General features: G+C 70.8%; 14 protein-coding genes and 1 tRNA gene. 5 read left to right on the forward strand and 10 right to left on the reverse strand.

Features of this window, described 5'->3' with window-relative positions:
* Nucleotides 1-124: 124 nt before the first annotated feature.
* Genes JNB50_RS08935 through JNB50_RS08950 form a run of 4 tightly spaced genes read right to left on the reverse strand, consistent with a single transcriptional unit; the run spans nucleotide 125 to nucleotide 4,514 of the window.
* Complete coding sequence (locus JNB50_RS08935) at nucleotides 125-907, reverse strand: amino acid ABC transporter ATP-binding protein (protein ID WP_279554082.1); 783 nt, start codon at nucleotides 905-907, stop codon at nucleotides 125-127.
* Nucleotides 904-1,926 carry an amino acid ABC transporter permease gene (locus JNB50_RS08940; protein ID WP_208039780.1) on the reverse strand — a complete coding sequence of 341 codons (1,023 nt, stop codon included), beginning with the start codon at nucleotides 1,924-1,926 and terminating at the stop codon, nucleotides 904-906. The genes JNB50_RS08935 and JNB50_RS08940 overlap by 4 nt, the downstream gene beginning before the upstream one ends.
* On the reverse strand, nucleotides 1,910-2,806 hold the full coding sequence (locus JNB50_RS08945; protein WP_208039781.1) for an ABC transporter substrate-binding protein: 897 nt from the start codon (nucleotides 2,804-2,806) through the stop codon (nucleotides 1,910-1,912). Before JNB50_RS08945 ends, JNB50_RS08940 begins: the two co-directional genes overlap by 17 nt.
* A gap of 40 nt (nucleotides 2,807-2,846) precedes the next feature.
* Nucleotides 2,847-4,514: an amidohydrolase gene (locus tag JNB50_RS08950; protein WP_307794661.1), complete on the reverse strand. Its 1,668-nt coding sequence runs from the start codon at nucleotides 4,512-4,514 to the stop codon at nucleotides 2,847-2,849.
* Between the two features lie 161 nt (nucleotides 4,515-4,675).
* On the opposite strand from JNB50_RS08950, the gene JNB50_RS08955 reads away from it, so the two are divergent.
* Nucleotides 4,676-5,662, forward strand: coding sequence for a LacI family DNA-binding transcriptional regulator (locus JNB50_RS08955; RefSeq protein WP_208039782.1), 987 nt, complete (start codon nucleotides 4,676-4,678; stop codon nucleotides 5,660-5,662).
* Between the two features lie 27 nt (nucleotides 5,663-5,689).
* Here the strand turns inward: JNB50_RS08955 and JNB50_RS08960 are convergent, their stop codons facing one another.
* The 3 genes from JNB50_RS08960 to JNB50_RS08970 all read right to left on the reverse strand — a co-directional run bounded on the left by JNB50_RS08960 (nucleotide 5,690) and on the right by JNB50_RS08970 (nucleotide 8,723).
* Nucleotides 5,690-6,157, reverse strand: coding sequence for a DUF4190 domain-containing protein (locus JNB50_RS08960; protein ID WP_208039783.1), 468 nt, complete (start codon nucleotides 6,155-6,157; stop codon nucleotides 5,690-5,692).
* A gap of 76 nt (nucleotides 6,158-6,233) precedes the next feature.
* Nucleotides 6,234-7,538 (reverse strand): DUF4032 domain-containing protein, encoded by a 1,305-nt coding sequence (locus tag JNB50_RS08965; RefSeq protein WP_208039784.1) that lies wholly within the window; start codon nucleotides 7,536-7,538, stop codon nucleotides 6,234-6,236.
* 90 nt (nucleotides 7,539-7,628) lie between these two features.
* The gene (locus JNB50_RS08970) at nucleotides 7,629-8,723 is read right to left on the reverse strand and encodes an ABC transporter ATP-binding protein (protein WP_208039785.1); all 1,095 of its coding nucleotides are present in this window, start codon (nucleotides 8,721-8,723) and stop codon (nucleotides 7,629-7,631) included.
* Between the two features lie 339 nt (nucleotides 8,724-9,062).
* Here JNB50_RS08970 and JNB50_RS08975 point away from each other — a divergent pair, with 339 nt between their 5' ends.
* Both JNB50_RS08975 and JNB50_RS08980 read left to right on the forward strand, forming a co-directional pair.
* Nucleotides 9,063-9,962 (forward strand): thioredoxin domain-containing protein, encoded by a 900-nt coding sequence (locus JNB50_RS08975; protein WP_208039786.1) that lies wholly within the window; start codon nucleotides 9,063-9,065, stop codon nucleotides 9,960-9,962.
* A gap of 41 nt (nucleotides 9,963-10,003) precedes the next feature.
* A tRNA-Thr gene (locus JNB50_RS08980) sits at nucleotides 10,004-10,079 on the forward strand.
* 18 nt (nucleotides 10,080-10,097) lie between these two features.
* Here the strand turns inward: JNB50_RS08980 and JNB50_RS08985 are convergent.
* The 3 genes from JNB50_RS08985 to JNB50_RS08995 all read right to left on the reverse strand — a co-directional run bounded on the left by JNB50_RS08985 (nucleotide 10,098) and on the right by JNB50_RS08995 (nucleotide 14,252).
* Nucleotides 10,098-12,089, reverse strand: coding sequence for a cellulose binding domain-containing protein (locus JNB50_RS08985; RefSeq protein WP_208039787.1), 1,992 nt, complete (start codon nucleotides 12,087-12,089; stop codon nucleotides 10,098-10,100).
* 77 nt (nucleotides 12,090-12,166) lie between these two features.
* Nucleotides 12,167-12,565, reverse strand: coding sequence for a hypothetical protein (locus JNB50_RS08990; protein WP_208039788.1), 399 nt, complete (start codon nucleotides 12,563-12,565; stop codon nucleotides 12,167-12,169).
* A gap of 34 nt (nucleotides 12,566-12,599) precedes the next feature.
* Nucleotides 12,600-14,252 (reverse strand): thiamine pyrophosphate-binding protein, encoded by a 1,653-nt coding sequence (locus JNB50_RS08995; protein ID WP_208039789.1) that lies wholly within the window; start codon nucleotides 14,250-14,252, stop codon nucleotides 12,600-12,602.
* A 205-nt stretch (nucleotides 14,253-14,457) separates the two neighbouring features.
* Between JNB50_RS08995 and JNB50_RS09000 the strand changes: the two genes are divergently transcribed.
* Both JNB50_RS09000 and JNB50_RS09005 read left to right on the forward strand, forming a co-directional pair.
* Entirely contained in the window at nucleotides 14,458-14,814 is a 357-nt protein-coding gene (locus tag JNB50_RS09000) for a YciI family protein (RefSeq protein ID WP_208039790.1), read from the forward strand.
* A 4-nt stretch (nucleotides 14,815-14,818) separates the two neighbouring features.
* Entirely contained in the window at nucleotides 14,819-15,196 is a 378-nt protein-coding gene (locus tag JNB50_RS09005) for a VOC family protein (protein ID WP_208039791.1), read from the forward strand.
* Nucleotides 15,197-15,211: the final 15 nt, after the last annotated feature.

A 15,211-nucleotide genomic window follows, 5' to 3' on the forward strand; every position in this document is an offset into this window, starting at 1 on the left:
TGCTCGCGAGTACGCGCTGCTCGCGAGTACGCGCTGCTCGCGAGTACGAGCGGCTCGCGAGTACGCGCGAAGTCAGCACGAAACCGCCGAGTCCACAGATCATCTGCGGACTCGGCGGTGTGCGTCAGAGCACGTGCGAGAGGAACGTGCGGGTGCGCTGGTGCTGGGGATCGGCGATCATCCGACGCGGGTCGCCCGACTCGACCACGACACCGCCGTCCATGAAGACCAGCGTGTCGCCAACCTCCCGGGCGAAGCCGATCTCGTGCGTGACGACGACCATGGTCATGCCCGTCTGCGCGAGCCCCTTCATGACGTCGAGCACTTCGCCGACCAGTTCGGGGTCGAGCGCGGAGGTGGGCTCGTCGAAGAGCATCAGCTTCGGGTCCATCGCCAGCGCACGGGCGATCGCGACCCGCTGCTGCTGCCCGCCGGAGAGCTGACCGGGGAAGGCATTCGCCTTGGCCCCCAGGCCGACCCGCTCGAGCAGCTCGCGGGCGCGGGCGGCGGCCTGCTCCGGCTTCTGCCCGCCGACCATGATCGGGGCGGTGGTCACGTTCTCGAGCACCGACAGGTGCGGGAACAGGTTGAACCGCTGGAACACCATCCCGATGTCCCGGCGCTGGGCGGCGGCCTCCGCCGGCTTGAGGTCGTGCAGCCGGTCGCCGACCTGGCGGTAGCCGATCAGGGAGCCGTCCACGAGGATGCGGCCGCCATCGATGCCCTCCAGATGATTGATGCAGCGCAGGAACGTCGACTTGCCGGAGCCGGACGGCCCGATCACGCAGACGACCTCGCCCTGCTGCACCTCGAGGGAGACGCCGCGCAGGACGTGGTGGTCACCGTAGGCCTTGTGCACGTTCTCCGCACGGACCATCGGCCGCGCGGACGCTGTCGTCGCGGTCATCGGTCTGCTCCTTCGGTCGGGGTGGACGACGGGGTCTCGGCGGCGCTGATCGCGACCGTCTCCGGCATCGGCTCCGGAACGTGACCGCCGCCGCGCTGATCGAAGCCGCGGGCGAACCGCCGCTCCAGGAAGTGCTGGCCGATCATCATCAGCGACGTGAACGCGAGATACCAGACCGAGGCGACGAGCAGGAGCGGGATCGGGTTCAGCGTCTCGGCCGAGATGTCCCTGGAGCGCGTGTACAGGTCGAGGCTGAACGGCACCGCGGTGACCAGGGAGGTGGTCTTGAGCATGGAGATGACCTCGTTGCCCGTCGGCGGGATGATCACGCGCATCGCCTGGGGGAGCACGATCTTGCGCATCATCTGCGACCGGGTGAGGCCGAGCGCCGTGGAGGCCTCCTTCTGGCCCTGGTCGACCGAGAGGAGGCCGGCCCGCACGATCTCGGCCATGTACGCCGCCTCGTTGAGGGCGAGGCCGAAGACCGCGATCCAGAACACGTCGAACAGGTCGATGCTCTCGAACACCAGCCAGGGCTGCTGGAACGGGATGCCGATCTCGATGGTCTTGTAGATCGTCGAGAGCAGGCCCCAGAACACGAGCTGCACGTAGACCGGCGTGCCGCGGAAGATCCAGATGAAGACTCCGGACGCCCACCGCAGGATCGGGTTGGGGCTCTGCCGCATGACCGCCAGGAGCACGCCGAGCAGCACGGCGATCGCCATCGAGAGCACTGTGAGCAGCAGGGTGACGCCCGCGGCCTGCACGATGCGCGGGTCGAAGAGGTACTGGGCGAACGCCGCCCAGTCGTACGCCTCGCGCCGACCGGCGTCGATGACGAACAGCACGATGGCCAGGATGATCACCACGCCCGCCACCGCCCGCCAGGGGTGCCGAACGGGCGTCGAGCGGATGGCGGGGGCACCGGTCACCGGGTGCAGGCCGGGCTCCCCGGATCGCCGGCGGCCGGCACCACGTGTCGTGGTGCCGGCCTCGGGGGCGCTACTCGGTCGCGCCATTGATCTGCATGGTGTCGAGCGCGCCGTTCTCGACGCCCCAGTAGCTGAGGATCTTCGTGTAGCTGCCGTCCTTCTGCAGGGCCTGCAGGGCGGCGAGGATCGCCTGCGCGAACTGCCCGCGGTCCTTCTTCACCGGCGTGCCGGAGAGGAGCGAGTCGTAGATCGGCGAGGTGACGAGCTTGCCCTTGCTGAGCTTGGCGGCGTACCCGATGACGGGGGAGTCGGCGACCATCGCGTCCGCCCGGCCCAGCGTCACGGCGGCTGTGGCGTCGTCCTGGGTGTCGTAGCCGAGCTGGTTCGTCTTCGGCTTGCCGGCGGCCTCGCACTTCTTGTCGACCTCGGGCAGGTAGACCAGCGGTGCCGAGCCGCCGTTCTGCACGGCGATCTTGAGGCCGCAGACATCCAGCTCGTTCGTGATCGGCTTCGCGGCGGGCGAGGCGAACTGGTTGCCTGCCGTGAAGAAGTCGACCATGTCGAGCGTCTCCTCGCGCTTCTTCGTGTCGTAGTAGCCGCCGAGGCCCATGTCGTACTTCTCGCCAAGGATGCTCGGGACGATGTTGTCGAACTTCGCGACCCGGTAGTCGGTCTTCACGCCGAGCTTGGCGGCGACCGCGTCGATCAGGTCGATCTCCCAGCCGATGGGGGCGCCGTCCTTGTCCTTGAACTCGTTGGGCGCGTACGTCGGGTCGACGCCGATGACCAGCTTGCCGGCCTTCTGGATGTCGGCGGGCAGCATCGCGGCGGCGGAGCTGTCCTTGTCCAGCTTCAGGTCGGTCAGCGCGGTCTGCCGGTCCGCGCTGCCCGCGGCGCCGCTGGAGCAGCCGGTGAGCACGGCGGCGACGGCGGCCACGGCGAGGACGGTGAGGGTGCGGTTTCTCATGGTGCGTCTCCTTGGGGTGTGCTGTGCGGGGGTGCGACCGTCAGCTCGCGACGGGGGCGGCCGTGTAGACGGACTCCCCGGCGACGAAGGTCTCGATGGTGCGGGTGTCGGCGATGGTGTCCGCAGGGTGGGCGAACGGGTCGCGGTCGACGACGGCCAGGTCGGCCCAGGCGCCCACCGCGATCGACCCGGTCAGGTCGTCGCGGCCGTTGATGCGTGCGGCGCCGCTGGTGTAGGCGCGCAGGGCGTCGGCGAGGCGGAGGCTCTCGCCGGGAAGGAAGGCCTCCGGATTGTGGTCGGGGTGCCAGTCGGGCAGCCGGCGGTTGACCGCCACGTGGATGCCGAGCCACGGGTCCGGGCTGGTGACGGGCCAGTCCGACCCGGCGCACAGGTGTGCGCCGCTGGCCAGGAGCGAGCCGAACGGGTATTGGGTGGTCGTGCGCTCAGCTCCCAGCAGCGGGACGTTCAGCTCGACCATCTGAGGGTCGTAGCAGGCCCACAGCGCTTGGATGTTCGCGGCGACGCCGAGCGCGGCGAACCGCGGGTGGTCGTCGGGGTGCACCACCTGGAGGTGGGCGATGTGGTGGGTGATCCCGCTCTCGCCGTTGGTCGCGCGGGCGGCGGCGACCGCGTCGAGCGACTCCCGCACCCCGCGGTCTCCGATCGCGTGGAAGTGCACCTGGAAGCCGAGGGCGTCGAGCCGGGTCACGTAGTCGGCCAGCAGGTCGGGGTCGACGAACGAGATTCCGTCGTCGTGCGCCTCGCCGGGACCGCAGCGGTGCACATACGGCTCGATCATGGCCGCTGTGCGGTTCTCGACGATCCCGTCCTGCATCACCTTGACGGTGCTGACCCGGAACCATTCGTCCTGGAACCGCTCGCGGAGTTCCTGGATGCGCGCGATCTGCTCGGCGCCGCGCTCCCGCTCCCACCAGATCGCCCCGTTCACCCGTGCCTTCAGCGCGCGGTCGTCCATCGCGCGCTGGTAGGCGTCGATGATCCCGGAGGAGTGGTTGCCGTAGTCGCCGATCAGCGCGTCCTGCCACCCGGTGATCCCGAAGGAGTGCAGGTGTCGCTGGGCCTCCAGCAGGCCGGCGTACTGCTCGTCGGCGGTCGGGCTGGGGGCGAGGCGGAGGGCGAGCATCCTGGCTCCCTCGTGCAGGGTGCCCGTGGGCGTGCCGTCGGCGTCGCGCTCGATCCGGCCGTCGACCGGGTCGGGAGTGTCGCGGTCGATGCCGGCGCGGCGGAGCGCCTCGGAGTTGACCCACGCGCTGTGGTGGTCGCGGTTGGACATCACGATCGGGCGGTCGGCGCAGATGGCGTCGAGGTCGGCGGCGAGCGGTGCGCCGCCGGGGAACGCGGCCTGCTGCCAGCCGCCGCCGACGATCCACTCGCGGTCGGGCTGGGCCGCCGCGTACGCCGCGATCATGCGCAGGTAGTCCTCGCGCGTCCAGCCGGAGGAGAGGTCGCAGTTCAAGCGCTCGACGCCCGCCTCGACCGGGTGCACGTGGGAGTCGATCAGTCCGGGGAGCAGAAGCCGCCCGGCGAGGTCGACGATCCTGGTGTGTTCGCCGATGCGGCCGGCCACGTCGGCTCCGAGGGCGGCGATGCGCCCTTCGGCGACGCCGACATCGACGCGCGAGGGGGTGTCGGACACCCCGTCGAACACCATGCCGTCCACGAATGCGAGGTCGAGCTCCTGTGCCACGTGCCACCCGTCTGTTTCGTCGCCGCGGCTGTGCGGCGAGGGGGAATCCGTTCGGTCGAAACCAAACTCAATCGATTAAGAACTTGATCGATTAATCTGGGACTATACAATGCGATGAAGCCGCGACGCAACGCGGCGGGATGCGGACGAGAGGAGCGCGGATGCCGACCACGACGCTGGCCGACATCGCCGAGCGCGCCGGCATCTCCGTGGCAGCGGCCTCCCTCGCCCTCAACGGCAAGAAGGGGGTGTCCGAGGACACCCGCGCGCGGGTCCTCGCCATCGCCAAGGCCTCCGGCTACCGCATCAATCGGCTCGGACGCGCGCTGCGCCAATCCCGCGCCGGCGCCGTCGGGCTCTACCTGCCCGAGTCGGCCGTGCACTTCGGCTACTACACCGAGACCACGCTCGGCCTCACCGAACGGCTGCACGCGGCCGACCTCTCGCTCCTGATCGTCCCCAGCACGCCGACGAGCCCGCGCATCGAATCCTTCCCTCCGGTGGACGGTTTCATCCTGATCGAGCCGCACGCCGACGACGAAGGCGCCGCGATGATCCTCGGCCAAGACCTGCCCGTGGTGACCGGTGACTCCCCGCCGCCCGGGTTCCCCGACCCGTGGGGGATCGTCGAGTCGCCCAACACCCGGACCACCCGCGAGGTGCTCGACCGCTTCACCGACCACGGCGCGGAGGCGCCGGGGCTTCTACTGGTCGAGCAGGTCTCCGCGTGGGCGCAGGAGCTCGAGGCTGCCTATCGCGCCTGGTGCGCGGAACGGAGGCGGGAGCCGCGCGTGCTCTTGACGACCATCCACGAGGAGAACGCGACGCTCGCGCGCCGGCTCTCCGAGTGGACGGACGCGGAGGGCGTCGATGCGATCCTGGTCGGCGCCGACGGCGTCGCGGTCCGCATCGCCGGGCTGCTGCGCACGCTGGGTCTGCGGCCGGGAGCGGACATCAAGCTGGTGTCAGGGGTGGACAGCCTGATCATGGAGTTCCACACCCCGCCGATCACCGCCGTCGACCTCCAGCCCCGCGAGTTCGGGCGGGCCTGCGGCGAGCTCCTGCTCGAGCTGATGGACCAGGACCGCCCGGCCGAGACGGTGCGCCGCGGAGTGGACGCGGTGCTCCGGGTGCGCGACTCCGGCTGAGTCGGCGACGTCGAAGGCAGGGCCGGCTTAGCTGGAGATCCCCGAGGTCGACATGCTGTGGCCCATGAGCGAGAAGAACAGCGTGAACCAGATGATGACGAACAGCACGCCGGCGGCGATGCCGACGTAGCCGATGATCAGACCGGCCAGTGCCAGACCGCGCCCGTTCTCGCCGGTGCGCTTGATCTGCGCCAGCGCGATGTGACCGGTGATGACGGCGGCGAGGCTCACGAAGAACGCCGACACCAGCGAGATGATCGCCAGAACGTTCGTCCGCGGCTCCGGAGCGTAGGCGTACGGGTACGGGGAGCCCGGCTGCGTGCCGTACGGCTGCGCGCCGTACTGCGGCTGCGTTCCGTAGGGCTGCTGGGTGCCGTAGGGCTGCTGCGCGCCGTACTGCGGCTGGGCGGGCTGCTGCACGTCGTACTGCGGCTGGGCGGGCTGCTGCTGGGCGGGCTGCTGCTCCGGGTACGCGGGCTGTTCGGGATTCGACATGGGGCTCCTCGTTCTGGTTACTCAGAGCGTAGCGGAGCGGCGCAGGGCCAGCGGTCTGGCGACGATTGCCGTGCGGTCAGACCTTCGACCGCCAGTCGTCCTCGTCGTCCTCGTCGTCATCGAGTCCGGCGGCGCTGCGGATCACCGGAATGCTCATCGTCTCGGTGGGCGGGCCGACGACGGTGGCCTCGTCGCGGCGGTGTCGGAGGATGTCGTTGATGTACGACGTGAGCGCCTCCGCCAACGGCACGTCGCGGCCTTCGCGCTGCGACATGAACCAGCGGTGCTCGAGCAGCTGGTGGAAGACTTCGGCGGGCTCCAGCTTGCCTTTCAGCTCGGCGGGGATCGCGCGGACCACGGGTTCGAAGACGCGCAGGAGCCACTCGTGGGCCATGGCCTCCTCGTCGAGCCCGCGCTTGCCGAGGGTCGCCGAGTAGGAGTCGAGGTCGTTCAGGAGGCGCCGGGCCTGGTTCTCGCCGGTGTCGAGGCCGGTCAGGCGCAGCAGGCGTCGCTGGTGGTGCCCGGCGTCGACGACCTTCGGCTGGATGCGGACGGTCGTTCCCTCGTCGGAGGTCTTGATCGCGAGCTCCTCGATGTCGAAGCCGAGCTCGTTCAGGCGTTCGACGCGCTGGCTGATCCGCCAGCGCTCCGACGACGAGAACGACTCGCTGCCGGTGAGCTCCTTCCAGAGCGACCGGTAGGCGGCGACGATCCCGTTGGACACCTTGATCGGGTCGAGCTCTTCGTCGACGCGGCCGCCGGCCTCCAGGTCCATCAGCTCGCCGGCGATGTTGACCCGCGCGATCTCGAGGTCGTTCTCACGCTGCCCGTTGGAGAGGCCGTCGTAGAGCTGACCGGTCTCGGCATCGACGAGGTAGGCGGCGAACGCACCGGCGTCACGCCGGAACAGCGTGTTGGAGAGCGACACGTCGCCCCAGAAGAACCCCACGATGTGCAGGCGCACGAGCAGCACGGCGAGGGCGTCGACGAGACGGGTCGCGGTGTCGGGCCGCAGCGTCTGCGAGAACAGTGCGCGGTAGGGGAGGGAGAACTTGAGGTGCCGGGTGACCAGGGCGGCGTTCAGCGGGTCGCCGTTGTCGTCGGTGCGGTTCTTGATGACCGCGACCGGGTCGACGCACGGCACGTCGAGGCGCTGGAGGGTGCGCAGCATCTCATACTCGCGCTGCGCCATCTCCGCGGTCGTCTCCTTGATGGCGATGACGTAGCCGGAGAGGTTCGCGAAGCGCACGAGGTGACGGCTGATGCCCTTCGGCAGCAGCGCGATGTGCTCGTTCGACCACTGCTCCAGCGGGATGTTCCACGGGAGATCGAGCAGAGCGGGATCGACGGTCGCCGCAGTGATGTTGACAGAGCCGGCCATGACAGAGCCTCCAGGAACAGGTGGTGCGGAAACCACTCTGCCGCAGCCCGAGACCGGACTGCGGCAGAGTGAGGGATTGTTCCTGCGACCTCAGTCGACGACCGCGCCGCCGAGACGCTCGCCCGACTCCGCGTGGAACAGGTGGACGTGGCCCGGCTTCGGGGTGATGTAGACGGTGTCACCAGCGTTCGGGTGCACCCGGCCATCGACGCGGCCGACGATGTCGGTGCGCTTGCCGTCGACCTCCGAGTGGCCGTAGAGGTAGCCGTCGGCGCCGAGCTCCTCGACGAGGTCGACGGCGACCTTCAGGCCGCCGCTCTCGGCGGTGGAGACGACGACGTCCTCCGGGCGGACACCGATGGTGACGGTGTTGCCGGCGTTGGCGAGCACGTCGCGCTCGACCGGGACGACCGTGGTGCCGAACTTGATGCCGCCGTCGGTGACGTCTGCGGTGAACAGGTTCATGGCGGGGGAGCCGATGAAGCCGGCGACGAAGACGTTCTTCGGCTGCGCGTAGAGGTCGCGGGGGGTGCCGACCTGCTGCAGGACGCCGTCCTTGAGGACCGCGATGCGGTCGCCCATGGTGAGCGCCTCGGTCTGGTCGTGGGTGACGTAGACGGTGGTGACGCCCAGGCGGCGGGTGAGCGAGGCGATCTGGGTGCGGGTCTGCACGCGGAGCTTGGCGTCGAGGTTCGACAGCGGCTCGTCCATGAGGAACACCTGGGGGGAGCGGACGATCGCGCGGCCCATGGCGACGCGCTGACGCTGACCACCGGAGAGGGCCTTGGGCTTGCGGCCGAGGTAGGGCTCGAGGTCGAGCAGCTTGGCGGCCTCCAGGACGCGGGAGGCGCGCTCCTCCTTGCCAACGCCGGCGATCTTGAGCGCGAAGCCCATGTTCTCGGCGACGGTCATGTGCGGGTAGAGCGCGTAGTTCTGGAACACCATCGCGATGTCGCGGTCCTTCGGGGGCACGTCGGTGACGTTGCGCTCGCCGATGAAGATGTTGCCGTCGTTGACCTCTTCGAGGCCGGCGAGCATGCGCAGCGAGGTGGACTTGCCGCAGCCGGAGGGGCCGACGAGGACGAGGAACTCGCCGTCTGCGATGTCGAGGTCGAGAGCGTCGACCGCGGGGCGGGTGGAACCCGGATAGAGCCGGGTCGCCTTGTCATAAGTGACAGTCGCCATTTTTCTTTTGTCTCCTTCACCGGCAGGTACGTGCCGGACGATCCGTTGTGAATGGAATAGACGTGGCGTCGACGTCCAGGGGCGTCGATGCCACGACCCCCATAGTAAGGCATCCCGAGGGTGCCCTCGACCACCTGCCGGCGGAGGCCGCCGGCCCGCGCTCGGGGGGCGGCGTGGAGGTGGTGTTCGGAACTCCGACGGCCTATGTCTGGTCTATTCCCAGACTGCCGGAATACGATCGTCCGGTTGCGTCTAGCTCACGCACGTCCCGCTGATGCGTCCCCCCGCGCTCAGCGCCGCCTACCCCGAGAGCCGATTCGCCTGAGGATTATGAGTTCCATGACCGACCCCGACGAGAGCCGCAACGGCGACGTCCGCGCGGCTGCCAGGGAGAAAGCCCGACAGCTCCGCACGAGCCAGCAGCGCAGAGACCGCAGGAACAAGACCCTCCTCTCCGGCGGCATCGTCGTCGGAGTCCTCGCCATCGCCGCCATCGTCGCCGTGGTGATCATGGGCGCCATCCGCCCGACCGTGCCCGGCCCGAAGAACATGGCCAGCGACGGCGTCGTCGTCGGGTCCGGCCTCACGGTCAAGGCGACTCCGGCGCTCGCCGCCGACGCGAAGCCCATCGCCAGCCCCGCCGATCCGACGGGCAGCACCGTCGACATCCGCATCTACGCGGACTACCTGTGCAAGCTGTGCGGCCAGTTCCAGCGCACGAACCTCAAGCAGCTGGAGCCGCTGGTGAAGAACGGCGCCGTGACGGTGGAGATGCACCCCGTCGCCATCTACACCAGTCACTCGGCGGGCACCCGCTACTCGCTGCGCGCGGCGAACGCGGCGGCCTGTGTCGCCAACTACTCGCCGAAGGCCTTCTGGGCGTTCAACGAGGCCCTGTTCACGGACCAGCCGGCCGAGGGCGGCCCCGGGCTGAGCGACCAGGAGCTCAAGAAGCGCGCCGCGTCCGCCGGCGCGTCCGTGTCGGACGTGAACCCGTGTATCGACGACGGGCGCTTCAAGACCTGGGTCGGCACGGCGAGCGACCGCGCTCTGAGCGGTCCCATCCCGAACTCCGACGTGAGGAAGATGACGAACGCACTGCTCGTGCTGGTGAACGGCAAGCCGTACACCGGCTCGCTCACCAACGCGGACGACTTCAAGGCGTTCGTGCTGCAGGCGCAGGGCGACGAGTACTCGTCGACGTCCACTCCGACCCCCTCGCCGAGCGCGGGCAGCTGACCGCCGTCCCCTAGGATGGTTCGCGACGGGCTCCCGTCGTCGCCGACTTAGCTCAGCTGGTAGAGCACTCGCCTTGTAAGCGAGCGGTCGCGGGTTCGAACCCCGCAGTCGGCTCCAGATCCCGCGCGGCCCGCGTCAGCCGACCGCAGCGACGAATGCGCGGGAATACGCCCAGCGCGGCTGGGCGGTGCCGGAGCACATGTAGGCGGGGATGCCCTGACCGCACGGCTGGTCGCGGGTCAGTTCCCACCAGGACAGGCCGGCCAGGCCGTTCGCCGCGGCGTAGCGGCCGACCGTCGTCGCGTCGGCAACGGTGAAGATCTCGCCGGTGTCGTTGAGGCCGGGCATCGGCGTGACGGCGATCAAAGCGAGACGCTGCGCGTCGGTCCACGATGCGTATGCCGTGACGCTCTTCAGCTGCCCGGCGACCGCTGCGGCCGCCGAGATCGCGGCGGCGCCCATGTTCGTGACGCCGGTGCCGTAGTCCATGGTCATCAGGTTGACGGCCGACAGCCGGACACCGGAGGAGGTGAACTCCGAGAGGGTGCGCAGTCCGCTGGCGAGCAGGCCGTAGGGCATGACGGGCAGGGTCAGGGTGACCTCGAGCGGGTGGCCGGCCGCGGCGCGTTGCTTCTGGAGGGCGGCGACCGCCAGGGCCCGGCGCAGGTTGGACGCGGAGTCGGAGACGTCGGCCCCCTCGATGTCGAAGTCGACGCGGTCGAGGCCGAACCGCGTCACGACCGTGCTGTAGGCAGCGAGCAGCTTCGTCGGATCGGTGCACACGCGGGCGAGCTCGTCGTTGACCGCTCCGCCGAACGAGGCGATGACCCGGCCTCCCTGCGCCTGGAACGCCTGGACGTTCGCCTGGAAGTCCTGGCTGCCGCCGATCGTGTACGCGGTGTATCCCGCCCAGGTGGGAGAGCACGCGCTCGTGCGGTCGGCGACGATGAACGCCGCGGTGACCGCGCGCACCCCGGCGGAAGCCGCGAACGACGACAAGTCGGCGGTCGGCCACAGGCCCAGGTCGACGTAGGGCGCCACCAGGAGGCCGGAGGTGCCGGGGGTCGGCGTGGGAGTGGGGGTCGGGGTCGGGGTCGGGGTCGGGGTCGGCGTCGGGGTCGACGCCGCCCCGCCGTTGATGGAGCAGGGCAGTTCGGCGCCGATCACCCGGCACGAGGTCGGCACCAGCGGCGCTCCCGCTGCCTTCGTGGACGTGAGCCCGAACGTCGCCGTGGCGCCGGGCGCGAGCGTCTGTGCGTACGCGGGGGCGGTCACGCTGAAGCCGTCGCTCGTCGTGCCCACCGTGCCGTCCCAGAGACTGACGACGCCGTCGGCTGTCGTGAACGCGAGCTGCCACGGGCTGAGGAGGCTGGACGAGGTGTTGGCGACCGCGACGGACGACTGGAAGCCGGCCGTCCACTCGGAGGTGACGGTCCAGGTGACGGCCAGGCCGGTGCCGGGGGCGGGGGTCGGCGGGGGCGTCGGAGTCGGCGTGGGGATCGGGGTCGGCGTGGCGGAGGGACTCGGGGTCGCGCTCGGTGTCGGAGTCGCGCTCGGCGCCTGGTCGACGGCGCCGCCGTTCACCGAGCACGGCAGGACGGTGCCGGCCGGCAGCCCGATGATGGTGCACGAGGTCGGGACGATCGCGGCGGAACCCGCGCGGGTGGCCGTGAGCCCGAACGGGGCGGAGCCTCCCGGGGCGAGGGTCGTCGCCCATGATGGCGCGCCGACCGTGAGCGTTCCGGCAGGCGACGCGACGGACACCGCCGACCAGATGCTGACGAGCGTGTGCGGGAAGGCGAAGCGCACCTGCCAGGGCTTCAGGGTGGTTCCCGTGCCGGCGCCGTTCGTGATCGTGACAGCCGACTGGAAGCCCGTCGTCCACGAGTTCGACGTCGTCCAGGTGACGTCGACGCGCGGGGCCGCCGCAGCGAGAGCGCCGGAGGTGACGATCGCCCCCGAGCCGATCAGAGCGGCCGTGACGAGCGCGGCGGTGACCGCGAGCCTCCGACGTCGCTCCTGAACTCCCCGTCGTCGCAACCGGCCGAGCGCGAGGCGGACGGCATCGGCGGCTCCTCGGCGACCGGACTCCCGGTGGCGAGCGGAACGGGGCGCTGACTCGGGCATGGCACTCCTCACGACCTACGACGGAAGAACGAAGGGAGGTACGTCAGTCGTCACTATCGGCCGGAGACGGGGAACGGTCAGGTGGACATTCCGAGGCCGGCCCTGACCAGGGCGGACGCGACCGCGAAGGCGCACACTGTGAACGCCAGGCCGAGCACGGGGACCCACCAGGTGCGCCGCCGCCTCCGCGGGCGACGGGCGAGCGCGACGATGGCGAGCCCGAGAGCGGCGACGGTCGCGGCAGGCGTGATCCAGATGGTCGAGGCCAGGAGCGCGTAGTCGCATCCGGTCGGGCGCGCGCCGCAGGCGTCGACACTCATGAGCTGGAGCACGCCGCCGAACGACAGCACGACTCCCGCGGCGAACAGCAGGACGGTGAACGCGATCGTCGCGGCGAGGTCCTCCGGCCCGGCCGGGCGGAGGGTGCGCGCCTGCGGGAGGACGGGGAAGAAATCGTCGTCTGGCTCGAACATCATGCTGGGGGAAGCGTAGCGGTGCGCTCCCGCCGCCTCACGAGTTCACGCGGATGATCTCCTCCTGGTACGGCGCGATCACCGCGCCGGAGATGCGCAGGTCGAGTAGCAGGAACGGCCGCTCGTCGGCCGGGCGTGCCGCCCACTCGGCCAAGGCCTCCAGGTCGGCGAGCGTGCGGACCACCACCCCCTGCGCGCCGACGGCGGCGCCGAGGGCCGCGAAGTCGACCTCCGGGATGCGCATCGGCCCCTGCGCCAGACCCTTCAGGCCGTAGAGGTTCACCTCGGCTCCGTAGGCCGCGTCGTTCCAGACCACGGTCAGGCCGTGGCCGCCGGCGACGCGCACGGCCGACTCCAGGTCGGCAAGCGCCATCAGTCCGCCGCCGTCTCCGGTCGTGAGCACCACCGTCGACTCCGGGTGCGCGAGCGCGGCGCCCGCGACGCTCGGGAAGCCGAGGCCGATCGACTGGTACGCCGTTCCCACCATGATCATGCGGTCGGGGGAGGCCACCGGCCAGTACATGTTCGCCCAGCCGATGAAGTGGCCGCCGTCGGAGACGACGACCCGGTCGGCGGGCAGCAGCTCGCCGATGCGGGCCGCGGCCGAGCGCGGGTCGAGGCGCCCGTCGGGCGCCAGGCCGTCCCCGGCGGGCCGCGCGACCAGGTCGGCGAGGTCGACGGACTCGCGCCAGCCGGAGGGCATCGCGCCGAGCGTTCGCAGCTCCCGCACGAGGGCCTCGGCGACGAGGCGCGCGTCACCGCGCACGTACGCCCCGACGTGCGGGTGCGTCGCCGCCGGGGCGACGTCCACCTGGATGACGCGGGTGCCGGGCGCGAACAGGTCGCCGAAGCGCATCGTGAACTGGTTGAGCGAGGCGCCGAACAGCACGGCGACATCGGCCGTCCGCACGGCCTCCATCGCGCGCTCGGCGCCGAAGCCGCCGGTGACGCCGAGGTCGTAGCGGGTGTCGGGGAACACGCCGCGGCCCAGCGCCGTGCCCGCGGTGAGCGCGCCGGTCGCGGCGGCGAGCTCGCCGAGGGCGGCGCCGGCGCCGGAGATCCAGGCGCCCCTGCCGGCGAGCAGGAAGGGACGCTCTGCGCCGGCCAGGGCCGCGGCGGCGTCGGCGATGGCGCCGGCGGCGAACGGCCCGGCGGGCGCGAGCGGGGCAGGCGCGGCGGGGGAAGGCGCCTGCGGCACCGGGCCGGCCTCCCGGGTGGCGACGTCGTACGGGATCGCGAGGACCGTCGGCACCCGGTAGGTGAGCGCGTGTTCGACAGCGATGACCGTCGTGGCAGCCGCGTCGGTGCGGCCGACGGTGTACGTGCGCGCGCCGACGGCGCTGGCCAGCGCGATCTGGTCGACGCCCCACGGTCGCGGACCGGAGGTGGGTTCGTCGCCGACCACCAGTACCAGCGGGATGTGCGCCTGCCGCGCCTCCGCGAGTGCCGTGAGGGTGTTCGTGAACCCGGCTCCGTAGGTCGCGGTCGCCGCGGCCAGCCGCCCGGAGGCGCGATGGTACGCGTCCGCGGCGACAACGGCGCCGGCCTCGTGGCGCATGGCGGTGTACGCGACGGCCCCGTCGCGCTCCAGGGCGTCGAGGAAGTGGGCGTTGCCGTTGCCCATGACGCCGAAGACCTGGTCGACGTGGTGGGCGAGAGCGGCGGCGACGTGAGCGGAGACAGAGGGCATGAGAGTGCCTTTCGAGACGGGAACGGAGGTGCGATGATCCGTATGTGTCTCGCGCGCTGACTGGCGAAGCGCGGCTTCGTGCCCATTTTTCGAGCACCGGGCCGGATGAACGGCCGGACGTCAGCAGTATAGCCGCGGGGCGGGTGTCGAAAACGGCCTCGGCTGTTCGACGTGACGGTGTAGGACATCCGACGAAAGGGACGACATGACCGAGTACCTGATCCTCATCCACGGCGACGAGGGCCGCTGGGACACGATGAGCGACGACGAGCGGGCCGCGATCGACGCCGGTCACCGGACGTTCAACGAGAAGGCCGCCGGCCGGGTGCGTGCCGCGGGCGAGCTTCAGGCGACCTCCACCGGCACGGCGGTGCGCACGGGGGCCGACGGCGAGCCGCAGTCCACCGACGGGCCGTTCTCCGAGGCGAAGGAGGTCGTCGGCGGCTTCTACCTGATCGAGGGCGACGACCACGACGAGGTCGTCGCGCTCGCCGCCACCCTCGCCGAGGCGCGCCAGGGGCACGGCGGCATCGAGGTGCGGCCGCTGGTGGGCAGGGGCTGAGCGCATGGCGGAGACGGGGATCATCGGGGTGAACACGATCGGGATCCCGGTCGCGGACCAGGACGTCGCTCTGGCGTTCTACCGCGACGCGCTGGGATTCGCGGTGCTGGTGGACGCGCCGCTGCCGACGGGAGGGCGCTGGATCATGCTGGCGCCCTCCGGGTCGACGGTCTCGGTGTCGCTCGTGGTCGCGAGCGACGACGTCCCAGCGGGGATCGAGACGGGCATCCGGTTCGAGAGTCTCGACGCCGGGAACACGCACGCGGAGCTGATGCGGCGCGGGGTCGCGGTGGGGGAGCTGCTGCGCTGGCCCGGGGTCCCGCCGATGTTCCAGGCGACCGACCCCGACGGCAACCGTTTCGAGGTGGTCGAGCGGCCGTAGCGGCCGGGAGCGGCG

It is taken from the genome of Leifsonia sp. TF02-11, assembly GCF_017565305.1.
Classification (GTDB): domain Bacteria; phylum Actinomycetota; class Actinomycetes; order Actinomycetales; family Microbacteriaceae; genus Leifsonia.